We start from the raw sequence: 22,463 nt of genomic DNA on the forward strand, positions 1-22,463 counted from the left end.
CTCAAGAACAGGATCGAGAGCTGCCGCGATGTGGAGATTAACAAGCTCTGGCACGAGGACATCGTTCGCCTGGAGCAACGTGAGAAGAACTCACTCAAGGCTCTGGTCGCCTCGATCCGCAAGCATCCTGACCTTGCCAAGAGGCTTGCGCTAATCAACAGTGTCGATGGCATCGGGCTGCCGACCGCCGTTGCCATCCTGGTGCGTCTGCCTGAGATCGGCCGGATCACCCGGGAGCAAGCCGTCGCTCTCGCCGGCCTTGCGCCCTATGACGACGACAGCGGGGACCAGGTCGGTGTTCGGCATATCGAGGGCGGTCGCAAGCGGCTGCGGCGCGCCCTTTATACGGCTTCACTGGCCGCATCGTTTCGCTGGAACCTGCAGCTCATCCAGCTCTACCAGAGGCTGACCGCGGCTGGAAAGGAACACAAGCGAGCGCTTGTCGCCTGCGCCAGGAAGATGCTCATCTTCGCCAACACCGTGGTTGCTCGCGGAACGCCGTGGCGGGAGTGTCCACCCTGACAGCCGGATAGCTTTCGTTTCTTTGTTCGATCCAAAGCAACGTTTCTTCGTCCCGACCTGCCGGTCCCAACGACACCGCGCGCAGCGGCTGTCAAGGATGGCCGTCGCTCTTTGCCATCCCGTCCTCCGCAGCTGCCAGGCCGTCCTTGACGGCCGCGAGCACGGTGTCACGCTAGACCAGTACGGGCGATCACACGTTCTTATGGTTGCTACGATCCCGACTCGCTATAATTGCGACGCGGCGACTATTATCTGGTCCACACACCGTCGTGGAGGGCTTCGGCTTCGTCTTCCAGGAGCGGGCCGACCACCTCCGTTGGCCGCTGACCGCTCGCAAAAACCTCGCGGCAGGGCAGGTCGAGCGTCGGGTTCTCCGGGTGGTTGCCGGTGACGCCGCGCAGGCGATGCTCACTCAAGGCATAGACCACGCGGCCGATGCCGGCCCAGTAGATCGCGCCGGCGCACATCGCACAGGGCTCGGCGGAGGAATACAGCGTTGCCTTGGCGAGCACCTCGCGGCTGAGCGTGCGGCAGGCCTGTGTGGCGGCGAGACGCTCGGCATGCGCGGTGCCGTCATGGTCCGGCATGTAGCCGTTCTCGGCCTCGATCAGCACCTTGCCGTCCGCATCGACCACGATGCAGCCGAACGGGTGGTTGCCATGGGCGAGGGAGCGGCGGGCGACTGCAAACGACAGGCGCAGGAAGTGCTCGTCGCGTTCCGATGCGCCGCTCATCGCTACTCCCGGTCAGTGTCCCGCCATATGACGGCCGACCACGGTGAGGTCGGCTTCGCTGGTCCGTGCTTCATACACGAATTCGCCGTGGAACATCACCACCAACCGATCGGAGAGCTCCAGCAATTCGTCGAGATCCTCGCTGACCAGCAGCACCGCCGCGCCGCGATTGCGAGCGGCCATGATCTCGGCATGGATCTGGGCCACCGCGGCAAAGTCGAGGCCGAAACAGGGATTGGCCGCGACCAGCACCTCGACGTCACCACCGAGCTCGCGCGCCAGCACCGCGCGCTGGACGTTGCCGCCTGACAGCGCCGAGATCGGCGTCTCCGGCGTGCGCGTCTTGATCTTGTATTGCGCGATCTTCTTCTTCGCGTCGTCACGGAAGGCGCCGCGGTTGAGCCACCAGCCGAGGCTCGCAAAGGGCGCGCGGTCGAACTCGCGGAAGGCGATATTGTCGGCGACGCTCATGCCGCCGACGCAGGCGTTCTTGAGCGGCTCCTCGGGCAAGAGCGACATCTTGTGTCGGCGCATCTCCTCGCGCCGCGCGTGATAGGGATCGCCGGCGACGCGGATCTCGCCGCTCTCGGCCTCGCGCTGGCCGGCCAGCACCTCGACGAGCTGGCGCTGGCCGTTGCCGGAGACGCCCGCGATGCCGACGATCTCGCCGGCACGCACAGTAAGGGAGACATCGTGCACGGCAACGGCGCCGGCATCGTCGAGCGCGCGGACCTTTGCCAGCTCCAGCCGCGCCTGGCCTGTTTCGCCGGTGCGTGGGGGCTGCACGGTTAACTCCTCCGCACCGATCATGGTGCGCGCCATGGCATCGGGCGTGAGCTCGGCGACCTTGCCCTGGCCGGCGAGCTTGCCGCGCCGCAGGATCGTCACCTCATCGGCGAAGGCCATGACCTCGCGAAACTTGTGCGTGATCATCAGGATCGTCAGCTCGCCTTTGACCACCATGTCGCGGAGCATGCCGAGCACCTCGTCGGCTTCCGCCGGTGTCAGCACCGAGGTCGGCTCGTCCAGGATCAGGAAGCGCCGCTTCAGATAGAGCTGCTTGAGGATCTCGCATTTCTGCCGCTCGCCGGCGGAGATGTCGGAGACCTTGGCGTTGAGCGGCACCTTGAACGGCATCCGTGCCAGAAAAGCTTCGAGCTCTCGTTTCTCCTTGGACCAGTCCACCACCGCCGGAACGTCGTCGCGCGCGAGCACGAGATTCTCGGCAACCGTCATCGCCGGCACCAGGGTAAAATGCTGGTAGACCATGCCGAGCCCGAGCGCGTGGGCGTCCTTCGGGTTACTGATCGCCTGCTGGCGGTCGCCGATCAGGATGTCGCCTTCGGTGGCGTGGTAGTAGCCCATGATGCACTTGACGAGCGTCGACTTGCCGGCGCCATTCTCGCCGAGCAGCGCGTGGAAGGAGCCGGGGCGCACCTTCAGCTCGACATTGTCCAGCGCCAGGAAGTCGCCGAAACGCATGGTCATGGCGAGCGCGTCGACGCCGAAGGCTCCGCTCGGCGGGGGTATTTCGCCGATGATCACGAAATCGCTCCGATGATGGCATCCGAGGTCGACACCGCGCCGAACACGCCGCCCTGCATCTTGATCATCTTCAGCGCGTGGTCGTGATTGCCCTTGTCGGTCGCGCCGCAACAATCGTGCAGCAGCACGCATTCGAAGCCGCGGTCGTTGGCTTCGCGCATGGTGGTGTGGACGCAGACGTCGGTGGTGATGCCCGTGAGCACGATGTTCTCGATGCCGCGCACCCGCAGCAGCAATTCGAGATCGGTCGCGCAGAACGAACCCTTGCCGGGCTTGTCGATGATGGGTTCGCCCGGCATCGGCGCAAGCTCGGGGATGATGTCCCAGCCGGGCTCGCCGCGCACGAGAATACGGCCGCACGGGCCGGGATCGCCGATGCCGGCGCCGATCTGCCGCGACCGCCAGCGCTTATTGGCGGGCAGGTCGGAGAGATCGGGGCGATGGCCCTCTCGGGTATGGATGACGTGGAAGCCCTGCTTGCGCATCACCGCGAGCAGCTTTTTGATCGGCTCGATCGGCGCGCGCGTCAGCGACAGGTCATAGCCCATCTTGTCGACATAGCCGCCGACGCCGCAGAAATCGGTCTGCATGTCGATGATGATCAGCGCCGTGTTCTCAGGTCGCAGATCGCCGTTATAGGGCCAGGCGTAGGGCTCGGACTTGATATGGCGCTCGGGCATGGGTTCGCTTCCTAGCGGGTGATCGACAATTCGGCCGGCGCGCCGGTCAGCGTGCGCTTCGGCGAGCAGGTGATGATCATGATCGCCAGCGTCAGGATGTAGGGCGCGGCGTTGAAGAGATGATAGCCGGAGGTGACACCGACCGATTGCAGCGCGGGGCCGAGCGCCGCGGCGCCGCCGAAGGCGAGCGAGGCCCACAGGCACAGCATCGGATCCCACCGCGCGAAGATCACGAGCGCGACCGCCGTGATGCCCTGGCCCGAGGACAGGCCCTCGTTCCAGCTTCCGGGATAGAACAACGACAGGAACGAACCGCCGATGCCGGCAAGAAAGCCGCCGACCATGGTGGCGCGCAGCCGGATCAGGAGCACGGAATGGCCCATGGCGCGCGCCGCATCCGAGCTTTCGCCGGCGGTGCGGATGAGCAGGCCCCAGCGCGTGGTGCGGAAGGCCCAGTAGAGGATGGGCGCAAGCGCGACGCCGATCAGGAACATGACGTTGATGCGCAGCGCCGCGCGCACCTGCGGGATGTCGCTCCACCAGCCGAAATCGATCGCCGGCAGCCGCGGTGCGGTTGGCTCGATCAGCGGCTTGCCGAGATAGAAGGCGAGGCCCGTGCCGAACAGCATGAGCGCAATGCCGACCGCGATGTCGTTGACGCGCGGCAGCGAGCAGATGCCGGCATGCAGCGCGCCGAGAAGCGCGCCGGTGACGCCGGCGGCGAGCACGCCCAGCCACGGCGAGCCTGAGAGATAGGAGATGCCATAGGCGCTCATCGCGCCCATCACCAGCGTGCCTTCAAGGCCGAGATTGATGCGGCCGGAACGCTCTGTGATGCATTCACCCAGGCTCACGAAAAGGAACGGCGTCGAAACGCGAATGGCGCCGCCGAACACGGCGAGCGGCACGGTCCAGAGTCCGATCGAGCCATCCGCCATCTCAGGACTTTCCTTTGAGAAAACCGACGCGTCCGTAGAGCGCATCGCTTGCCAGCACGAAGACGAAGATGATGCCTTGCAGCACCAGCACGGACGCATCGGGCAGCCCGAGGCGGCGCTGCAACAGCCCGCCGCTGGCGCTGATGCCGCCGAGCAGGATCGCGACCGGAATGATCGCAAGCGGATTTTGCCGCGCGAGGAAGGCGACCAGGATGCCGGTGAAGCCGTAGCCGGCGGCGAGATTGGCATTGGTGCGGCCCTGCACGGCCGCGACCTCGACCATGCCCGCGAGCCCCGCCGCGCCGCCGGCGAGGAAGCAGATCGTGAGGATGAGCTTGTTGACGCCGAGCCCGACGATCTTCGCGGCGCGGATGTTGCCGCCGGCAACCCGCGCGGCGAAGCCGAACACGGTGTGGTAGATCAGGATGTAGGCGGTGATTGCGGCGATGAGGCCGAAGACGAGGCCCCAATGCACGTCGGTGCCGGGGATGCTGCCGATCATGTTGGCCGCGCCGATCTCGCGCGTCGAGGGCTTGTTGAGGCTTGCGGGATCCCGCATCACGCCTTCGACGAGATGGTTGAGGATGGCGAGCGCGATATAGACGAGCAGGAGGCTCGAGATCGTCTCGTTGACGCCGCGATATTGCCGCAAGCCGCCGGACAGCATGATCCACAATCCGCCGCCGATCACGCCGCCGCAGACCATCGCAATCTGGATCACGAGCGGCGGTGCGCCTTGCAGCGCCAGCGCCGCGCTGGTTGCCGACAGCGCGCCGATCAGGAGCGCGCCTTCGCCGCCGATGATGACCATGCCGAGCTGCGCCGGCAGTGCCGTGCACAGCGCGGTCAGGATGAGCGGTGAAGCGCGCGTCAGGGTGTTCTGCCAGGAGAACCAGGTGCCGAACGCGCCCTGGTACATGTAGAAATAGAGGTCGAGCGGGTTCTTGCCGAACAGCGCGACGAAGATGCCGAACACCGCGAGCGCGCCGACCAGCGCCGCGCCCGGGATCAGGATGTACTCGATGCTCGCGCCGTGGCGCTGGAGGAATCCCGGCTCGGCGGCCGGGGCGACGGCCCCGACCGCACCGACGGGATCCGCCGCTTCCGTTGTCACGAAGTCGCTCCGATCACGCCTTCGACGAGATAGTCCATCTTCTCGAGCTCGGGATCCTGCTGGCCGCGCTCGGTACCAGCCGCGATCACCGTCTTGCCCTTGTTGTCCGTGATCGGACCCTTGAAGATGACGTAGTTGCCGGCGGTGAGCTTGGCCTTGATGTCGTCTGCATGCTTGCGCGCCTCGGCGGACACCGCTTCGCCATAGGGCGAGACCTTGACAATCTCTTCCTTGAGGCCGCCGCGATAGAAGTTCGGGATCTCTTGACCCGCGGCAATCATCTTGACGAATTTGGGATAGAGCGCCTCCCAATTCCACTCGGCGCCGGTGAGATACGCCTTGGGCGCCAGTGCCGACTGGTTGCAGTGATAGCCGCACACCATCGCGCCGCGGCGCGCGGCGTTCTCGACCATGGTCTTCGGACCGTCGACATGGCAGGTGAGCACATCGATGCCCTGGTCGATCAGGCTGTTGGTGGCCTCGGCTTCCTTGACCGGCATCGACCAGTCGCCGGTGAAGATCACCTGCGTGGTTGCCTTCGGATTGGCGAGCCGTGCGCCGAGCGTGAAGGCATTGATGTTGCGCAGGACCTGGGGGATCGGTTTTGCGGCGACGAAGCCGAGCTTGCCGCTCTTACTCGTGTAGCCGGCGACGATGCCCGAGATATACTGGGCTTCGTCGATGTAGCCGAAATAGCTGCCAGCGTTCTTCGGGTCCTTGTCGGTCCACAGGCCGCCGCAGTGCTCGAAGCGGAGCTTCGGGTACTTTGTCGCCATCTTGATCATGTGCGGGTTGTAGTAACCGAACGAAGTCGGGAAGAGCAGGGTGGCGCTATCGAGATTGATCATGGACTCGATGGTCTTCTCGACCGCATCGGTCTCCGGCACCTTCTCTTCCTCGACCACCTTCAGGCCGGGAATCTTCTTCAGCGCCGCCGCGCCCTGCGCGTGCGCCTGGTTGTAGCCATAGTCGTCGCGCGAGCCGACATAGATGAAGCCGATCGTCGTCTCGGCCGCGAAAGCCGGGCGGACACCGACCGCCGCTCCCAAGGAGAGCGCCGCGCTACCCTGCAACAAATGCCGTCGTGAAATCCTGCCAAAATCCATTGGATTCTCCCTTGGCGGATGGACCGCCCCTCTCTCCTGGCCACCGCCGGTCTGGGGTAGCCGGAATGAGATGTCGCAAGCTTCGTGCCAGAGATTATCGAGCAAGCATGCACAATTAAGTCATTGTAAAATAACGAGTATGTTTAGAGTTCGAAACTTAGGCAGGAGGTGGATAGTCTAAATTATAGGCAGTATATCGGAATTGTATGCAAGGTAGTTAAGCAGCATTAACCCGGTCTCCTGGCGGCCGTCCGATGTGCCGGATGGCCTGCCGGCCCTGCATTCATGCTAACCAGTCCGCGAGTCGGACCCGCCGCGCTGGCACCGAACTTGTATCGATGGTCATCGGGCCTCCCTCGAGCGGTTGCGCCTGCAGGATGGAAAGTTTGAGCGAGATGGCTCGTGGTATCGCCGTTCAAGATGGCTCGCTCGGCGAGGAGATCGTACGTCGCATCAACGAGCTCGGCGCCATTTCGGAGGACGCGGGCAAGCTCACGCGGATCTATCTGAGCAAGGAATTGCGCACCGCCGCCGATCTCATCCTCGGCTGGATGCGCGAGGCCGGCATGCGCGCACATCTCGATGCGATCGGCAACGTCTGCGGCCGCTACGAGGGCGAGCGGCCGGGCTTGCCGTGCCTGATGCTGGGCTCGCACTACGACACCGTGCGCGATGCCGGTAAATGGGACGGTCCGCTCGGTGTGATCACGGCGATTGCCTGCATCGCCGAGTTGAACCGCCGCGGCACGCGCCTGCCGTTCGCGATCGAGGTCATCGGCTTTGCCGACGAGGAGGGCGTGCGGTTTGCGTCCACGCTGCTCGGCAGCCGGGCGGTCGCCGGCACGTTCGACGAGAGCGTGTTGAACGCGCGCGACCGCGACGGCGTCTCGATGCGCGATGCGCTCGTGCAGTTCGGTCTCGATCCCGACCACATCGGCGCGGCGGCGCGGACGCGGCGCGAGCTGCTGGCCTATCTCGAGCTGCACATCGAGCAGGGACCGGTGCTGGAGGCGCAAAATCTCTCGGTCGGCGTCGTCAGCGCGATCGCCGGCGCGACGCGGCTTGCCGCGCGGTTGACCGGCATGGCCGGGCACGCCGGCACCGTGCCCATGGCGCTGCGCCGCGACGCGCTAACGGGGGCGGCCGAATGCATCGGCGCCATCGAGCAGTTCTGCCGCACCGATGAGGGCGGGCTCGTCGGCACCGTCGGCTACGTCCACGCAAAGCCCGGCGCGACCAATGTCATTCCCGGCGAAGTGTCGTTCACCATCGACATGCGCGCGCCGACCGACATGCACCGCAAGCGTGCGGTCGCCGACGTCGTCCGCCAGATCGAGGCGATCGCCAGGCGCCGGCAGTTGTCGCTCCAGCTCGACGTCACCCACGAGAACCGCACCGCGCCCTGCGCACCCTGGCTGAAGGACCAGATCGCGCAGGCGATCGCCGCGGAGGGATTTGCGGTGTTCGAACTCGCGAGCGGCGCCGGCCATGACGGCATGGCCATGATCGACATCGCCGATGTCGCCATGATCTTCGTCCGCTGCCGTGGCGGCATCAGCCATCATCCCGACGAGCACGTCGAGCCCGCCGACGCCGACGTAGGCGCCCGCGTGCTGCTGAGAGTGATCGAGAATTTTCGGCTGCGGGAAGGTAGCTAGTTCTCTTACCTTCTCAAGACTGGCGCGGCCTCTCACTGCACGCGCGTGAACCTATTCCCAGAACATTGACTTGGATCAATACTGCCTACGGTCTGAGTGCGCCGGTGTTGGGCCATCTTGGAGGCAGCTCCAATGCGCACATTGGCTTTGACGATTTTGACGACGGGTATCGCCTTAGCAGCAGGGCACGTCCAGGCTCAGAGATATGATCCGGCTTTTCCCGTCTGCTTGTACGTCGTCTCTTTCGGAGCCACCCCTTACTATAGATGCAGCTACACGACGATGGACCAATGCAGGGCGTCGGCCAACGGTCAGATGTGCGTCCTCAACCCGTATTACGCGGGTGCGGCGGCGCCGGTGAGACGGGACAACCGGCGTCATTCTCGCCAAGCCGGATCAAGATCACCCGCGCCCGTTGAGACCAGATCGTACGCGCAAGGTAAGCCGCCGATCCACTACAGGGCCGCACCGCACAATCAATACAATGAACCGTATTATGGAGCTTCCCAAGGTTACGCGCCCGGCGAAAAACAACGATTTCTCGAAAGTGTGAGACGAAGCCTCTAGACACGCCCGGTGCAGAAGCTTGGCACCCGTGCCGAACCTGAGACATCAATTGATCGATCAATTCGGCGGGCAAAGATGAGAGAGCGCATAAGCATGGACAGGAAGCGCCTCCGCTTGAGTACCTCCTAATGGTAGGCGCCCGATCTACCGTTTGCTCGCGAGGATCGGCATGATCCACGGACTGTACGCCGTGAGGTATTAGACAATGACCAATGACCGCCTCGTGCAGCCACCGCCGATCTCTCGCATTCGCAAGAGCGGCATCGTCGGAACCGCGCTCCTCCTGCTTGGGCTAATGGTCGCTTCCACCGCGCTTGGAGAAGGGACGCGCATCTCTGAAGGCTTCGAGCCGTTCGAGAAATCAGCGAATGAACGCGTCGCCCAAGCCTTCGAGGATATTGAGGGGCTCTCGCCCATCTCTGACGAGCTGAAGACGGCGCTGGCATCGCTGAGCCAGAGCGTCCAAGGCACGCAGAAGCCGCCGGTTCAGGCCGAGGGGCAATGATCCTGCCGATCAACAAACTTGCCGTCGAATGTTCGATAGCAGCACTCCCGCTCACGCCCGGTTGCGATGGAACTCGCGGGAGATCGCCGGCAAGCCATTGACTGCAATCGACAAGCGCTCGCCGGTTGCGACAATTGGTCCCTGCACGTTGTCATAATCGCGTAATGGAAGTGACACGTCTGCGCAGCACGTCTGACAAATGCGCCTCTTAACCTGACATGCACTGAAACAATTCTCTGCATTCAGGAAACGAACAGAGGGGCGCGCAATGCTTTCGAACATGACACGACGTCTACGCGATCGCACGGTGGTGACCACCGCGATCCTGTCGCTGATGGGATGTGATGCTTATGCGATGGACAACAATTCGCTCGGGGGCACCAACAAAAACGGCGACCGGACCGAGACGCCGATCAAGCATGTGATCGTCATCCTTGGCGAAAACCGCACCTTCGACCACGTCTTTGCCACCTTCGAACCGCGCCGTCCGGGCGAGCGCGTCGACAATCTGCTCTCCAAGGGCATCATCACCAAGGACGGATTGCCCGGCCCGAACTACGCCAAGGCCGCGCAGTTCTCTGCCGTCGTCAACAATACGTTCTCCATCAACCCCGGCCAGAAGACGCCGTACAATCACACGACCAACAAGGTGCAGGCGCCGGGAACCTCCTACGCGCCGCAATCCTGCTACACCTCCGTCGATCAGGCGGCGCTCAACGGTCCGGGATGCCTCGCCACGCTGCAACTCGCGGCGCAGGCGGACTACGGCCTCAGTCAGCACGATCTGCCCCTCCTGACGACCGGCGCGACGGGATTGCCTGGCAATTCACCGGACTCGCGTATTTTGGATTTCGACAATCTGCCGAACGGTCCCTATCCGCTGGTTACGCTGGCGCAGGCCGGCGAAACCCCGACCAGCCTCTACAAGACCTATGGTGGCAGCCCGGTCCACCGCTTCTACCAGATGTGGCAGCAGCTAGACTGCGACGTCGCCAAGGCTACGCACCACAACCCCAGCGGATGCCAGGCCGATCTCTTCACCTTTGTGGAAGAGAGCGTCTCCTCGGGCAGCAATGGCAACCCGACCCCGCACGCGCTCAAGGAGGGCGCGATCGCGCTGGGCTTCTACAATGTCGCCAAGGGCGACGCGCCCTATCTGACCGAGCTTGCGCACAAGTACACGCTGAACGACAATTTCCACCAAAGCGTGATGGGTGGCACTTTCGCCAATCACATGATGATCGGCTACGCCGACGCGCTCTATTATGCCGACGACAAGGGTGATCCCGCGACGCCCGACCACGTGCTCATCCCCGGTTCCAATCCACCGCAATACGTCAACGAGATCGAGAATCCGAACCCGGCGCCTGGCACCAACAACTGGTATCTCAATGACGGCTACGGAGGCGGCAGCTATTCAAACTGCTCGGATCCGAGCCAGCCGGGCGTTGGCCCGGTCGTCACCTACCTCAACGCCATCCACGTGCCGCCGCGCTGCGCGCCGCACGCCTACTATCTCCTGAACAACTACGTTCCTGCCTTTATCGGCAGCGGCGCGACCGATCCGATCAACAACGGCCCGTTCACCTTGCCGCCGGTCATCAAGCAGCGGCACATCGGCGACGCGCTGACCCAGGCCGATGTCTCCTGGGCGTATTTCGGTGAGCGCTGGAATGACTTCAAGACCGCGCCTGGAGAAGGCACCAATTTCGGTGCGCTGGACCCGGTCGCCTACCTCTATTGCAACATCTGCAATCCGTTCCTGTTCTCCGCCTCGGTCATGACCAATGCGGCACAGCGCAACGCACATCTGAAGGATACGCTCGATCTCTACGACGCAATCGCCAACGGCAATCTTCCCTCCGTGTCCTTTGTCAAGCCGAGCACGTTCAACGATGGTCATCCCTCGTCATCCCGGGTCGATATCTTCGAGGCCTTTGCCAAGAAGATCGTCGATCAGGTGAAGTCCAACAAGGAACTGTGGAAGTCCACGGCCATCGTCATCACCATGGATGAGGGCGGCGGCTACTACGACTCCGGCTATGTCCAGCCGGTCGACTTCTTCGGCGACGGTACGCGGATCCCGCTGCTTGTCGTGTCGAAATATTCGCGCGGCGGACGTATGTCGCACGAATATGGCGATCACGTCTCGATCACCAAGTTCATCGAGCGCAACTGGCACCTCAAGCCGCTCGGCGCCAAGACGCGCGATACGTTGCCCAATCCGGTGACCTCGGACGAGAATCCTTACGTCCCCGTCAACCGTCCGGCGATTGGCGACCTCTTCGGCAATTTCAACTTTGCCGACCGCCGCGACGACGATCGCGACGATGATTGATCGAAGCTGATCGCTTCACCAGGCATGACCCGGCGGCCCACTGCCGCCGGGTCAATTCTCATATCAATCGTCGCAGCATTGGAGCAATTCGCTTGGATGTTAAGCTCCAGGGGAGCGTCGCTTCGATCGACGCCGCGCGCGGTGCGTTCGCCGCAGGTGATCTAGCTGGCACCGAGCGGATGTGCGCGCAGATCCTCGGCCAAAATTCCAACGAGTGGCGCGCCTGGGCGTTGCTGACTGAAACCGCGCTGCTGCGTGGCCGGCAGGATGCGGCCAGCGTCAGCGCAGATCGCGCCGTCGCGCTCGCACCGACCAACCCGATTGCACTGGTGTTGCGCGCGAAATGCCTGTTCGTGGCTGGTGAGACCCGTCAGGCCTGCGCGGCGACGGAGGTCGCGGCCGAGCATCTCGGCAAGGAACCGGACGCGCTCGACGCCGTCGGCGCGATGTTCGGCCTGCTCGGGCTTCAGCAGCGGGCGAGGGAGCTTTTTCGTCGCGCGGTGGCCGCGCGGCCGGATGTACCGCAATATCTGTTCAATCTGGCGGCCGCCGAGCGGATGATCGGCGCGCTCGGCGATGCCGAAGCGCATTGCGACGCGGCGATCGCTCATGACCGCAACTATGGTCTTGCGCACTATTTGCGTTCGGACCTGCGCACTCAGAGTCCCGATCGCAACCATATCGATGAGATGGAAACGCTGCTTCGCGAGGGGCGGCTATCGCAGCCGAGCGAAATCATGCTGCGCTTTGCGCTCGGCAAGGAGTGCGAGGATCTCGATCGCTGGGATCGCGCTTTCGATCATATCGAGGCCGGCTGTGACCTCCAGCACCGGTCGCTTCCGCGCGATCCCGCCGACGAGATCCGCGAGATCGATGCGATCATCCGAGCGCACACGCGAAGCTGGATCGAAGCTGCGCCGCGCAGCTTTGCTGCGGCTGCGCCCGTCTTCGTCACCGGCCTGCCGAGGACCGGCACGACGCTGGTGGAGCGGATCATCGCCAGCCATTCCGCGATGCATTCCGTCGGCGAAACCAGTGCGTTCGCAGCCGAAATGCGCCGCGTCATGGCAGAGCGTCCGGGCGGCCGCGACCTCGAGAGCATAGGCAGGCGCTATCTGGACCAGGCCACGGCGCTTCGCGTGCCGGACAATGTCCGCTTCATCGACAAGACGCTGGAGAACTATCTCTATTGCGGCCTCATTCACGTGGCGCTGCCGTTGGCCAAGATCATCCTCGTGCAGCGGCATCCGATGGATTCGTGCTGGGCGATCTACAAGGCGCACTTCCGCGGCAAGTTCTCCTTCGCCTATCACCAGATCGAGCTTGCGGACTATTATCTGGCGTATCGCCGCCTGTCTCGGCACTGGCGCGCGGTGCTGCCACCCGACGCGCTCATGGAGATCAACTACGAGGACATCGTGCGGGATCAGGCGGCGGCGAGCCGGAACATCATTCGCTTTCTCGGGCTTCCCTGGGAGGACGGCGTGATGCGCTTTCATGAAAGCCCTGCGCCATCCTCGACCGCCAGCGCCGTCCAGGTGCGCCGCCCGATCTACCCGTCATCGGTCGGCAAATGGCGTCACCATGCCGAGCGGTTGAAGCCGCTCCGCGAACGCCTGGCGCGAGAGATTCCGGAGGCGGAACTGGCATGACGATATGCAGGCGATCCATGCTGCTCGCGGCGGTATCGGCCAGCCTTTTGGCCGGTGATTGCGCGGCAACCGCGGAGGTGCAGGTCGACGGCAGGCCGGATGCCGTGCACATTGAGGCCCGCGACGCCACCCTGCATGACGTCCTGGCGGCGCTGCACGACCGCTTCAACCTGCGCTATCGCACCAGCAACGCGCTTGAAACGCAAACGTCCGGCGTGTTCGACGGTCCGCTGTCGCGCGTGGCAGCGCGTCTCCTCGATGGCTACGACTATGCGATGCGGATTACGCCGGATGGCGTCGATTTGCTGGTGCTGGGACGGCAGCAATCCAGCTCCGCCGTCGTGATTGCGGTGACACCGGCAAACGCGGCCAGACCGCCGCTCACGGCGGCGGAGCGCAGGCACTATGAGAACGCGCACCTGCGCTAGAGCATGATCCGGAAAAGTGTGAAGCGGTTTTCCCTCGCGACAAACGCGGAACGCGTTTGCCCGGGGATCATGCTCAAACAACAACCTAAAGCGCGATGACGATTCATCCGAATCTCATCGCGCTTTAGCCCCGACGGCGGCTTAGCCCGCCGTCACATCGACGGTCTCGCCGCCGTCCAGCACCTGCGCCGCCTTGGCGCGGTCGAGATCGCCTTCCCAGGCGGCGACCACGACGGTGGCAACGCAATTGCCGGTGAGGTTGCCGAGGGCGCGCGCCATGCCGATGAACCAGTCTACCGAGAGCACCAGCACGAGACCGATCGCCGGAATGCTCGGCACCGCGTTGAGTGTCGCTGCGAGGATCACGATCGCCGAGCCGGGCACCCCGTGGGCGCCTTTTGACGTGATCAGGGACACGCCGAGCACCAGCAGGAGATCGCCGAAGGACAGCGGCGTGTTGGTCGCCTGCGCGATGAAGACGACGGCGAGCGTCAGGTAGATCGAGAAGGCATCGAGGTTGAAGGAATAGCCGGTCGGGATCACGAGACCGACCACGGAATCCTTCACGCCCATCCGCTCGAGCTTCTTCATGATCTGGGGCAGCACCGCGTCGGAGGAGGCGGTCGCGAGCACGATGGTCAATTCCTCGCGCAGGTAAGCGAGGAATTTGAGGATGTTGATTCCGGCGAGCGCCATCACGCTGCCGAGCACGCCGAGCACGAAGATGCCGACCGAGACGTAGAACAGCATCACCAGCGAGACGAGCTGCTTCAGCGAGCCGACGCCGTATTTGCCGACGGTGTAGGCGACCGCGCCGAGCACGCCGAGCGGGGCGACCCGCACGATCAGCCCCATGACGCGGAACAATACGGTGGAGGCTGCATCGATGATGGAGGTGACGAGCTTGCCCTTCTCGCCGCCGACCAGCGCGAGGCCGACGCCGAACAGCACGGCGAAGAACAGCACCTGGAGCACGTCGTTGCGCGACAGCGCGTCGAACGAGGTCGACGGGATGACGTTGAGCAGGAAGGCGCCGATGCCCGCGCCCTGCAGCTTGTGGGCGTTGTCGGCGTAGGTGTTGAGCGCCTTGGCGTCCAGCGTCGAAGGATCGATGTTCATGCCATGGCCGGGGCCGAAGACGTAGGCGAGGATGAGGCCGACCACGAGCGCCACCGTCGTCATCGCCTCGAAATAGAGCAGCGCCTTGACGCCCACGCGGCCGACCTTCTTGAGATCGCCGGCGCCGGCAATGCCGTGCACGACGACGCAGAACACGATCGGCGCCACGATCATCGAGATCAGTTTGAGGAAGGCGTCGCTCAGGATCTTGAGGCTGATGGCGAAGTCCGGAACGGTCACGCCCAGAATGATGCCGAGCACCAGCGCCGCCAGAACCTGGACGAACAGCGAGGTGTAAAGCGGCTTCGGCTCGGCGGCCGGCGCCGCGGTAATGGTCGACATGGTGAACTCCCCCGGTTTGACGCGTCTTGGACGCCAAAAAGGGAGCAACAACCATGCCAGATTGTCGCGGTCGGGCCGGAATCCGCCCGTTTTTCTTGTCTTTTCCCCGGCGGCTCGCTTCAAATCGAGGGAGTGGTCGCCCTTTCAATGGATGTCTCGCCGGCCTGTTCGGTCGGGCCGTCCGAGTGCCGCCGCAGGATCAGCGGCAGTAGCCCGCCGACGCGCAGGGTCTCGCATTCCAGATTGGTTTCGACAGCGGCAGTGCCGACGAAGCGGTCGATTTCGGCGCCGTCACGCAGGATGCGAACATTGACCGCCGCGCGGGGCTTCAGCGCTTCGAAGGGGGCGTCGATCTCCAGGCGATCGTCCGGCCTCAAGCCCAACTCTTGCGGTCGGTGGTCCGCCGGCAGGCGCAGCGGCAGGATCCCCATGCCGATCAGGTTGGAGCGGTGGATGCGCTCGAAGCTCAGCGCCAGCACGGCGCGCGCGCCGAGCAGCGCAACGCCCTTCGCCGCCCAGTCACGTGATGAGCCCATGCCATAGCGCTCGCCGGCCACGACGACGACCGGGCACTGCTGCTTCTCATAGTGCTCGGCGGCAAGCCGGAGCGACAGCCGTTCACCGGAGCCTGCAAGGATCGTCTGCCCCGGCGGCAGATCGGGGCCGAGCAGGTTGCGCACGCTCTTGTTGGTGAAGAGCCCGCGCAGCATTGCCTCCCAGTTTCCGCGCCGCGCGGCGTAGACGTTGAGGTCGTGCGGGTTCTCGCCGCGCGCGACGAGATATTGCGCTGCCTCGCCGTTTGCCGCGATCGCGCCTGCCGGCGAGATGTGGTCAGTCGTGATGTCGTCGCCGAGCACCAGGAGCGGCGTGGCCGCGTAATGTCCAAGGCGCGTACCGCGGCCGAAATCCGCGAAAGGCGGACGGCGGATATAGGTGGAGGCGTCATCCCACGGAAACAGCGCCGTGCTGGGGGCCTCGAACGCGGCCCAGTCGGCGCTGGCTTCCGCGGCGTCATAGGCCCGGCTGTAGTCGCGGCTTTCACGTGCGCGTGCCAGTGCGGTATCGATTTCGCGACCGGTTGGCCAGAGATCCGAAAGGCGCACCTCGGAGCCGGCGGCACTGCGCGCGATCGGGTCGCGAAGGATATCGCGTGCGACGTCGCCGGCGAGCGCAAAGGCGACGACCAGTGGCGGCGATGCGAGGAAAGCAAGCTCGATCTGCGAATGCACCCGGCCGGGAAAGTTACGGTTACCCGACAGCACGGCGACAGGCGCCATTTTCGTCTCTGCAATCGCGCTGGTCATGGCAGGCGCCAGCGGTCCGGAATTGCCGATGCAGGTCGTGCAGCCATAGCCGACGATGCCGAAGCCGAGCGCCTCGAGATCGTCGAGCAGGCCTGAGCGCCGCAAATAGCGCTCCGCAGTCGGCGAGCCCGGTGCGAGCGAGGTCTTCACCCAGGCGGGTGGCTTGAGCCCGAGTTGCCGCGCCTTGCGGGCAAGCAGTCCAGCCGCGATTAGCAGCCTTGGGTCCGACGTGTTGGTGCAGCTCGTGATCGCCGCAATTGCGACCGCGCCATTGGCCGGCGGATCGGCGCGATCCACGTCGGTGGTTGCGGTGGAGCGTCCGAGCGAGAGTGCCTCGGCGGTGTTGCCGGCAGCGATACGGTCCTGCGGGCGGCGAGGGCCGGCGAGACTGACCTCGACCTCGTCGAGATCGATGCTGATGGTCTCGGTGTAGCGCGGCGCGGCCTCGGGATCGAACCAGAGTTTTTGACGCCGCGCATACGCCTCGACCAGCGCGAGCTGCTCACGCGACCGGCCGGTCTGCCCGAGATAGTCGAGGGTCCGGCTGTCGATCGGGAAGTAGCCGGAATTGGCGCCGAACTCCGGCGTCATGTTGGCGACGACGGCCCTATCGCCGGCCGAGAGCGCCGAAACACCCGACCCAAAGAACTCGACGAAGCGGTCCGCAAGATCGATTCTTCGAAGGCGCTCGGTGACGGTCAGCGCGAGATCGGTCGCGAGCACGCCCTCACGCAGCCGCCCGGTCAGGCGGACACCGACGACGTCAGGCACGCGCATAGTCACGGGCATGCCGAACATCACGCTTTCGGCTTCCAGCCCGCCGACGCCCCAGGCGAGCACGCCGATGCCGTTGATCATCGGGGTGTGGCTGTCCGTGCCGATCAGCGTGTCGGGTGCGGCCCAATTTTCGCCGTCGCGATGCAGCGTCGTCACGACGCTGGCGAGCCGCTCGAGATTCAGCGTGTGCATGATGCCGGTACCGGGTGGATGCACGCGCACGCCGTCGAGCGCCTGGCTTGCCCATTTCATGAAGCGGTAGCGCTCGCCGTTGCGCGTCAGCTCCTGCGCCATGTTGCGCACCATCGCGTCCGGCCGTGCAAACACGTCGACGCCGAGCGAATGGTCGGTCGAGACGTCGACCGGGAGCACCGGATTGAGCCGGTTCGGATCGCCGCCGGCTTCCGCGAGCGAGGCGCGCAGGCCCGCAATGTCGACCAGCGCCGGGCCGCAGGTCGTGTCGTGCATGAGAACGCGCGAGGGTTGGAAGGCGATCTCGCTCTCGCTGCGTCCATTGGCGAGCCAACCGAGAATGGCGGCAACCGACGCATCCCGATCCGTGCCGCCGATGCGCAGCACGTTTTCGAGCAGGATGCGGTGGATCACGGGCAGGCGAGGGAGGTCCTCACCTGCCACGGCCGCGATGTCGGCGATGCGATAAGTCTGCGATCCGCTGCGAAGCATTCCGAAATCAGTCATCTCTCGATCCTGCCTATCCGATCAGGCGTGTTGCTCAGCAGCCTGCGTCTGCGCTTCGTCCGCGTTCTCCATCCGGGCGAACCAGGTCATCAGGAACGACACGAACAACAATCCGCTGAGGAACAGGAGTCCGCCATAGGTGCTGCCGGTCCAGTCCTTGATTGCGCCGATGGCGTAGGGTCCGGCGAAGCCGCCGAGATTGCCGATGGAGTTGATCGCCGCGATCGATACGGCTGCGGTCGAGCGCGTCAGGAACAGGCCGGGCAGCGACCAGAACGGTGACTTGAAGGCGTAGATGCCGGCGAGCGACAACGAGATCAGCGTCATGGCGACGGCGGGCTGAACCACGAGGCCGGTGAGCGCGAGCGCGATCGCACCCCATAACAGTGGAATCGCCGAGTGCTTCTGCCGCTCGCCGGTGCGATCGGAGTTGCGCGACCATAGCACCATGACCACGGTCGCGAAGGCGTAAGGCAGCATGGCGACGAGGCCGACCTCGAAATTGGTCAGCGAGGACGAAAGGCCCTTGATGATCTGCGGCATCCACATTCCGATGCCGAGATTGCCGACCTGGTAGATGAAATAGATCATCGACAGGAACAGCACTTTTGGATTGGTGATCGCGGCGACGATGCCGAGGTGCTGAACGTTACGCCGGCCCGCATGGTCCTTGCGCAGCTCTTCGGTGAGCCAGTCGCGTTCCTGCTGTGTGAGCCATTTGGCCTGCTCGGGACGATCGGTCATGACGAAGTAGTTGACGACACCGGCGATCACCGCGGGTCCGCCTTCGAGCAGCAGCATCCAGCGCCAGCCGCTGAGACCAAAGCCCGCGACGTGGTCCATGATCCAGGTGCTCAGGGGCGCGCCGATCAGATAGGACACCGGAATAGCCGCGGTGAACAGCGCGACCGTCGTCGCCTGCTCCTTGGCGCGGAACCAGTAGGTCAGATAGATGATGATGCCGGGAAAGAAGCCGGCCTCGGCGACGCCGAGCAGGAAGCGCAGGACATAGAGCTGCATCGGGCTCTGCACGAAGGCGCTTGCGGTTGCGACGATGCCCCAGCTGATCAGGATGCGCGAGATCCAGATCCGTGCGCCGTATTTGTTGAGCGCGATGTTGCTCGGCACCTCGAACAGGAAATAGCCGATGAAGAAGATGCCGGCGGCAAAGCCGAAGGCTTCGCTCGACAGCGCGAGCTCCTTGTTCATCTGAAGCGCGGCGTAGCCGATATTGGCGCGGTCGAGATAGGAGATGACGTAGAGGCCGAAGCAATAGGGCACGATGCGCCAGGACACCTTGCGCATGGTGGATTGTTCGATGGTCGCTGCGGTGGCGGACATTGTCGGCGTTCCCTTGCTGCGTTTCGTCGGGGCTTGTCGGCAACGCCAACCTCCCCTGCAGGCGGGCGCCTTGCAGGCATTTATGCATTTTATACGATAAAATGCAATATCGTCGAAATCAGACCTTCGGGACCTTGATCAGGCCGGCGCCCTCGATGTGGATGCGGAGGAAGTCCGACGCCTCCTGCCGCAGGCCTTTTTCCAGCAATGTCAGGATGTTGATGTGCTCGCGGCACTGGATGGGGAGGCGGCTGCGGTCCACCGTGATGCGATACTCCACCAGCCGGCGCAGCCGGTTCACTCGCTTTACCGCGTCGAGAAAGAACGGATTGTGCGCGCAGCCGACCAGCATCTCGTGGAACTCGGCGTTGGCGGCAAAGATCTCCGAGCGTGACGCGCGCTTGTAGCCGCCGTCGAGCAGCCATTGCTGCTGCTCGCGCGCGGCCGCGAACGCCGCACGATCGATCTCAAAGCTCGACAGCAGCAGGGCCTGCGGCTCCAGCGCTACGCGCAGTTGATAGCCCTGCTGATAGCTCTCGCGCGAAGTGAGCAGCGGACCGAACGCCCAGCCATTGCCGGGCAGGCGCTCGATCCAGCCTTCATCGGCAATCTTGGTAAGGATCTTCAGCAGGCGTGTGCGCGAGAGGCCATAGCGGCGCATCAACTCGTTCTCGCTGACCTTGTCCGGGAGCTTGCCCGCCAGCCGATCCTCGGCGATGGCGAAGTACCACTCGTCCTCGCGCTCGGGCTCGGCTTCCTCCGCATCCGGCAGGTCGGGAAGCTCAGCGGCGCTCTTGACCAGGAAGAAGCCGCGATTGGGCTCGGAGCGGACGATCTTCATGTCTTCGAGGATTTGCAGCGCCGTGTTGATCGGCGCACGCGAGACGCGCAGTGCATCCGCCAGCGTCTGGCTCGGCAGATGCTGCTCGGCCTGCAGGTCGTTGGCGCGGATGTAATCGAGGATCCGCGCGGTCATCTGGGTCGCGAGATTCGGGCGGGGCATGGGGCGACTCGGGTTGGTCCTCTCTCAAGGAGGTGTCGCTTACCGGCGCGGGCGGCACAAGCGGGTCGCGGGTGGTTCTTGCGTCTCGCGCATAATTGTGTTTTAAAAAATAAAAAGCAATATGAGGGGAGCCATGACGCCTGGAGATTCTGCTGCACACCCCGCGTCGTTGCCCCGCTCTGATCGAGTTTCCCTCTCGCGGCGCGTGTTCGCGCGCCTCGTCGCCGCCGGCGCCGTTACGGCTGCATGGCGCGCCGCGTCAGCGCTATCCCAGACACAGAAGTCTCATCCGGAGGACAACATGCCCGAAGGCTCTCGCTCATTCGTCTTTGTCGGAGCGCGCACCACGAAGGAGCGCAACGCCCGCGGCGACGGGCTCAACGTCTACGCGATGGACAATGCGACCGGCGCCTGGCGTCATGTCCAGCTCCTCGGCGATCTCGTCAATCCGTCGTTTCTCGCCTTCGACCGCACGCGACGCTTTCTCTACACGGTGCACGGCGATCTCAGCGAGATCACGGCGATGGCGATCGATCCTGCGAGCGGCAAGCTTGCCGTGATCAACCGGCAGAGCACGGAAGGAAAGAACCCCGTCCATCTCGCGATAGATCCGACCAACCGGTTCGTGGTGGTCGCCAATCACATCACGTCCACGCTTGCACTGCTGCCACGGCAGGAGGACGGCTCGCTCGGCGCCGTGATCGATCTCGTCAAGCTGGAAGGGAAGATTGGGCCGCATCGCGTCGAGCAGCCCTTCGCCAAGCCGCACCAGGTCGAGTTCGATCCATCAGGCGCGTTCGTCGTGGTGCCGGACAAGGGCCTCGACCTCGTCTTCACCTACAGGATCGATGCCAAGACGGGAAAGCTCGCCCTTGCCGGCAAGCCGGTGCCGGCGCGCGAAGGGGCAGGGCCACGCCATGTCGCGTTTCACCACAGCGGGCGGCTCGCTTATGTCGTCAATGAACTCGACTCGACCGTCACGGCCTATCACTTCGATCCTGCAACCGGCGCACTTGCGCCGTTCCAGATCGTCTCCGCGGTGCCTGATACCTATACCGGCAACAGCCGTGCGGCCGAGATCGCCGTTTCGGCCGATGGTCGCTTTGTCTACGCGACCAACCGCGGTGACGACAGCATCGCTGTGTTTGCGATCGAGGCCGCAACCGGCAGACTGACACCCGTGGGCTGGACGGCAAGCGGCGGCAAGACGCCGCGTTTCTTCGCGCTGGCGCCATCGGACGACTTCCTGTTCGCGGCGAATGAGGACACCGACACGGTCAATCTCTTCAAGCGCGACGCCGCCAGCGGCCGCCTCTCTGCGACCGACCAGGTCGTCCATGTCGGCAGCCCGGTCTGCATTCTCTTCAAGACGCTTTGATCCAGTGAAGAGGGGGGAGGCATGTTTCGACTGCGTTGTCTGCTGCTGCCCGTTGCCGTGGTCATCGCCTCGATGAACAGTCCGCCCTCGCGCGCGGAGACGGTCATCGATGAATGGCAAAGCATCAAGGCGCCACCTCCGCCCCAGCTACAGTCCGTGACGCTCGATCCCAAGACAACAGCGCTCCTGCTTGTCGATATCGTCAGGCAGACCTGCAACACGGAGAGGCGGCCGCGCTGCATAGCGGCCGTGCCGAAAATTCAGAAGCTTCTCGCCGAAGCTCGTGCCAAGGGTGTGTACGTAATCTACGCGCTTTTTCCCAGCCCGTCGCCGGCGACCTTCCCTGATCCGAAGATCAGCGATTACATTCCCGAGCTTGCGCCACAGGGCAATGAACCCGTCGTAACGGCGTTCGTCGACAAGTTCATCCTCCGCGACAAGGACACGGGCCTTCAGAAGCTGCTGACTGAGCACGGGATCAAAACCCTCGTGCCCGTTGGTGTCGCGTCCCACAACGGCGTCCTGTTCACATCGGTTTCGGCCGCGCTGCGAGGGTTCAGTGTTGTCGTTCCGGTCGATGGGATGGCCGGCAACAACGCCTATGAGGATCAGGCTGCCGACTACATCCTGACGAGTTCGATCGTCTACAAGGTCACGCCGACAAGTATCGGTATGATCAATTTCGCGAACTAGCGCGGCCCGGCTCGAGTTCA

Annotated in this window: 19 protein-coding genes; 9 read left to right on the forward strand and 10 right to left on the reverse strand. The window is 64.1% G+C overall.

Annotation, left to right across the window (positions count from 1 at the left end):
* Positions 1 to 522, forward strand: a 522-nt coding sequence (locus QQL28_RS10175; protein ID WP_284264380.1) for a transposase, incomplete at its 5' end; no start/stop codon positions are given.
* 248 nt (positions 523 to 770) lie between these two features.
* Here the strand turns inward: QQL28_RS10175 and QQL28_RS10180 are convergent.
* Genes QQL28_RS10180 through QQL28_RS10205 form a run of 6 tightly spaced genes read right to left on the reverse strand, consistent with a single transcriptional unit; the run spans position 771 to position 6,639 of the window.
* Positions 771 to 1,256 carry a nucleoside deaminase gene (locus QQL28_RS10180; RefSeq protein ID WP_284264382.1) on the reverse strand — a complete coding sequence of 162 codons (486 nt, stop codon included), beginning with the start codon at positions 1,254 to 1,256 and terminating at the stop codon, positions 771 to 773.
* 12 nt (positions 1,257 to 1,268) lie between these two features.
* Entirely contained in the window at positions 1,269 to 2,801 is a 1,533-nt protein-coding gene (locus QQL28_RS10185; protein ID WP_284264385.1) for an ABC transporter ATP-binding protein, read from the reverse strand.
* Positions 2,798 to 3,481, reverse strand: coding sequence for a biuret amidohydrolase (biuH, locus tag QQL28_RS10190; protein ID WP_284264387.1), 684 nt, complete (start codon positions 3,479 to 3,481; stop codon positions 2,798 to 2,800). The genes QQL28_RS10185 and biuH overlap by 4 nt, the downstream gene beginning before the upstream one ends.
* An 11-nt stretch (positions 3,482 to 3,492) precedes the next feature.
* Positions 3,493 to 4,419, reverse strand: a complete 927-nt coding sequence (locus QQL28_RS10195) for an ABC transporter permease (RefSeq protein WP_284264389.1) — start codon at positions 4,417 to 4,419, stop codon at positions 3,493 to 3,495.
* 1 nt (position 4,420) lies between these two features.
* Complete coding sequence (locus QQL28_RS10200) at positions 4,421 to 5,533, reverse strand: ABC transporter permease (protein WP_284264391.1); 1,113 nt, start codon at positions 5,531 to 5,533, stop codon at positions 4,421 to 4,423.
* Complete coding sequence (locus QQL28_RS10205) at positions 5,530 to 6,639, reverse strand: BMP family ABC transporter substrate-binding protein (protein ID WP_284264393.1); 1,110 nt, start codon at positions 6,637 to 6,639, stop codon at positions 5,530 to 5,532. Before QQL28_RS10205 ends, QQL28_RS10200 begins: the two co-directional genes overlap by 4 nt.
* Positions 6,640 to 7,034: 395 nt before the next feature.
* Between QQL28_RS10205 and QQL28_RS10210 the strand changes: the two genes are divergently transcribed.
* The 6 genes from QQL28_RS10210 (at position 7,035) to QQL28_RS10235 (ending at position 13,787) form a co-directional block, all read left to right on the forward strand.
* Entirely contained in the window at positions 7,035 to 8,297 is a 1,263-nt protein-coding gene (locus QQL28_RS10210) for an allantoate amidohydrolase (protein WP_284264967.1), read from the forward strand.
* Between the two features lie 132 nt (positions 8,298 to 8,429).
* The gene (locus QQL28_RS10215) at positions 8,430 to 8,864 is read left to right on the forward strand and encodes a DUF3551 domain-containing protein (RefSeq protein WP_284264395.1); all 435 of its coding nucleotides are present in this window, start codon (positions 8,430 to 8,432) and stop codon (positions 8,862 to 8,864) included.
* A gap of 223 nt (positions 8,865 to 9,087) precedes the next feature.
* A complete protein-coding gene (locus tag QQL28_RS10220) occupies positions 9,088 to 9,369 on the forward strand; it encodes a hypothetical protein (RefSeq protein WP_284264397.1) in 282 nt (93 codons plus the stop codon).
* 280 nt (positions 9,370 to 9,649) lie between these two features.
* The gene (locus tag QQL28_RS10225) at positions 9,650 to 11,707 is read left to right on the forward strand and encodes an alkaline phosphatase family protein (protein ID WP_284264399.1); all 2,058 of its coding nucleotides are present in this window, start codon (positions 9,650 to 9,652) and stop codon (positions 11,705 to 11,707) included.
* A 92-nt stretch (positions 11,708 to 11,799) separates the two neighbouring features.
* The gene (locus QQL28_RS10230; protein ID WP_284264401.1) at positions 11,800 to 13,359 is read left to right on the forward strand and encodes a tetratricopeptide repeat-containing sulfotransferase family protein; all 1,560 of its coding nucleotides are present in this window, start codon (positions 11,800 to 11,802) and stop codon (positions 13,357 to 13,359) included.
* A 17-nt stretch (positions 13,360 to 13,376) separates the two neighbouring features.
* Positions 13,377 to 13,787 (forward strand): hypothetical protein, encoded by a 411-nt coding sequence (locus QQL28_RS10235; RefSeq protein ID WP_284264404.1) that lies wholly within the window; start codon positions 13,377 to 13,379, stop codon positions 13,785 to 13,787.
* A gap of 141 nt (positions 13,788 to 13,928) precedes the next feature.
* Here QQL28_RS10235 and QQL28_RS10240 read toward each other — a convergent pair whose 3' ends face one another.
* From QQL28_RS10240 to QQL28_RS10255, 4 genes are all read right to left on the reverse strand, one after another.
* Positions 13,929 to 15,248 carry a dicarboxylate/amino acid:cation symporter gene (locus QQL28_RS10240; RefSeq protein ID WP_284264406.1) on the reverse strand — a complete coding sequence of 440 codons (1,320 nt, stop codon included), beginning with the start codon at positions 15,246 to 15,248 and terminating at the stop codon, positions 13,929 to 13,931.
* Positions 15,249 to 15,367: 119 nt separating this feature from the next.
* Positions 15,368 to 18,028 (reverse strand): aconitate hydratase AcnA, encoded by a 2,661-nt coding sequence (gene acnA, locus QQL28_RS10245; RefSeq protein WP_284264408.1) that lies wholly within the window; start codon positions 18,026 to 18,028, stop codon positions 15,368 to 15,370.
* 21 nt (positions 18,029 to 18,049) lie between these two features.
* Positions 18,050 to 19,369: an MFS transporter gene (locus QQL28_RS10250; protein WP_284264410.1), complete on the reverse strand. Its 1,320-nt coding sequence runs from the start codon at positions 19,367 to 19,369 to the stop codon at positions 18,050 to 18,052.
* 118 nt (positions 19,370 to 19,487) lie between these two features.
* Positions 19,488 to 20,372, reverse strand: coding sequence for a GntR family transcriptional regulator (locus tag QQL28_RS10255; protein WP_284264412.1), 885 nt, complete (start codon positions 20,370 to 20,372; stop codon positions 19,488 to 19,490).
* Positions 20,373 to 20,673: 301 nt separating this feature from the next.
* Here QQL28_RS10255 and QQL28_RS10260 point away from each other — a divergent pair, with 301 nt between their 5' ends.
* Complete coding sequence (locus QQL28_RS10260; protein WP_284264415.1) at positions 20,674 to 21,750, forward strand: lactonase family protein; 1,077 nt, start codon at positions 20,674 to 20,676, stop codon at positions 21,748 to 21,750.
* Between the two features lie 21 nt (positions 21,751 to 21,771).
* Positions 21,772 to 22,443: a cysteine hydrolase family protein gene (locus QQL28_RS10265; RefSeq protein WP_284264417.1), complete on the forward strand. Its 672-nt coding sequence runs from the start codon at positions 21,772 to 21,774 to the stop codon at positions 22,441 to 22,443.
* Positions 22,444 to 22,463: the final 20 nt, after the last annotated feature.

Origin of the sequence: Bradyrhizobium iriomotense (assembly GCF_030160715.1) — a bacterium.
GTDB classification, from domain to species: Bacteria; Pseudomonadota; Alphaproteobacteria; order Rhizobiales; family Xanthobacteraceae; genus Bradyrhizobium; species Bradyrhizobium iriomotense.

Bases quoted from the DNA above. Each gene is read 5' to 3' on its own strand.
- QQL28_RS10235 (WP_284264404.1), top strand. From the start codon at position 13,377: ATGCTGCTCGCGGCGGTATCGGCCAGCCTTTTGGCCGGTGATTGCGCG.
- QQL28_RS10240 (WP_284264406.1), bottom strand. From the start codon at position 15,248: ATGTCGACCATTACCGCGGCGCCGGCCGCCGAGCCGAAGCCGCTTTAC.
- biuH (WP_284264387.1), bottom strand. From the start codon at position 3,481: ATGCCCGAGCGCCATATCAAGTCCGAGCCCTACGCCTGGCCCTATAAC.
- QQL28_RS10225 (WP_284264399.1), top strand. From the start codon at position 9,650: ATGACACGACGTCTACGCGATCGCACGGTGGTGACCACCGCGATCCTG.
- QQL28_RS10260 (WP_284264415.1), top strand. From the start codon at position 20,674: ATGCCCGAAGGCTCTCGCTCATTCGTCTTTGTCGGAGCGCGCACCACG.
- QQL28_RS10250 (WP_284264410.1), bottom strand. From the start codon at position 19,369: ATGTCCGCCACCGCAGCGACCATCGAACAATCCACCATGCGCAAGGTG.
- acnA (WP_284264408.1), bottom strand. From the start codon at position 18,028: ATGACTGATTTCGGAATGCTTCGCAGCGGATCGCAGACTTATCGCATC.
- QQL28_RS10210 (WP_284264967.1), top strand. From the start codon at position 7,035: ATGGCTCGTGGTATCGCCGTTCAAGATGGCTCGCTCGGCGAGGAGATC.
- QQL28_RS10180 (WP_284264382.1), bottom strand. From the start codon at position 1,256: ATGAGCGGCGCATCGGAACGCGACGAGCACTTCCTGCGCCTGTCGTTT.
- QQL28_RS10195 (WP_284264389.1), bottom strand. From the start codon at position 4,419: ATGGCGGATGGCTCGATCGGACTCTGGACCGTGCCGCTCGCCGTGTTC.
- QQL28_RS10205 (WP_284264393.1), bottom strand. From the start codon at position 6,639: ATGGATTTTGGCAGGATTTCACGACGGCATTTGTTGCAGGGTAGCGCG.
- QQL28_RS10265 (WP_284264417.1), top strand. From the start codon at position 21,772: ATGTTTCGACTGCGTTGTCTGCTGCTGCCCGTTGCCGTGGTCATCGCC.
- QQL28_RS10255 (WP_284264412.1), bottom strand. From the start codon at position 20,372: ATGCCCCGCCCGAATCTCGCGACCCAGATGACCGCGCGGATCCTCGAT.
- QQL28_RS10215 (WP_284264395.1), top strand. From the start codon at position 8,430: ATGCGCACATTGGCTTTGACGATTTTGACGACGGGTATCGCCTTAGCA.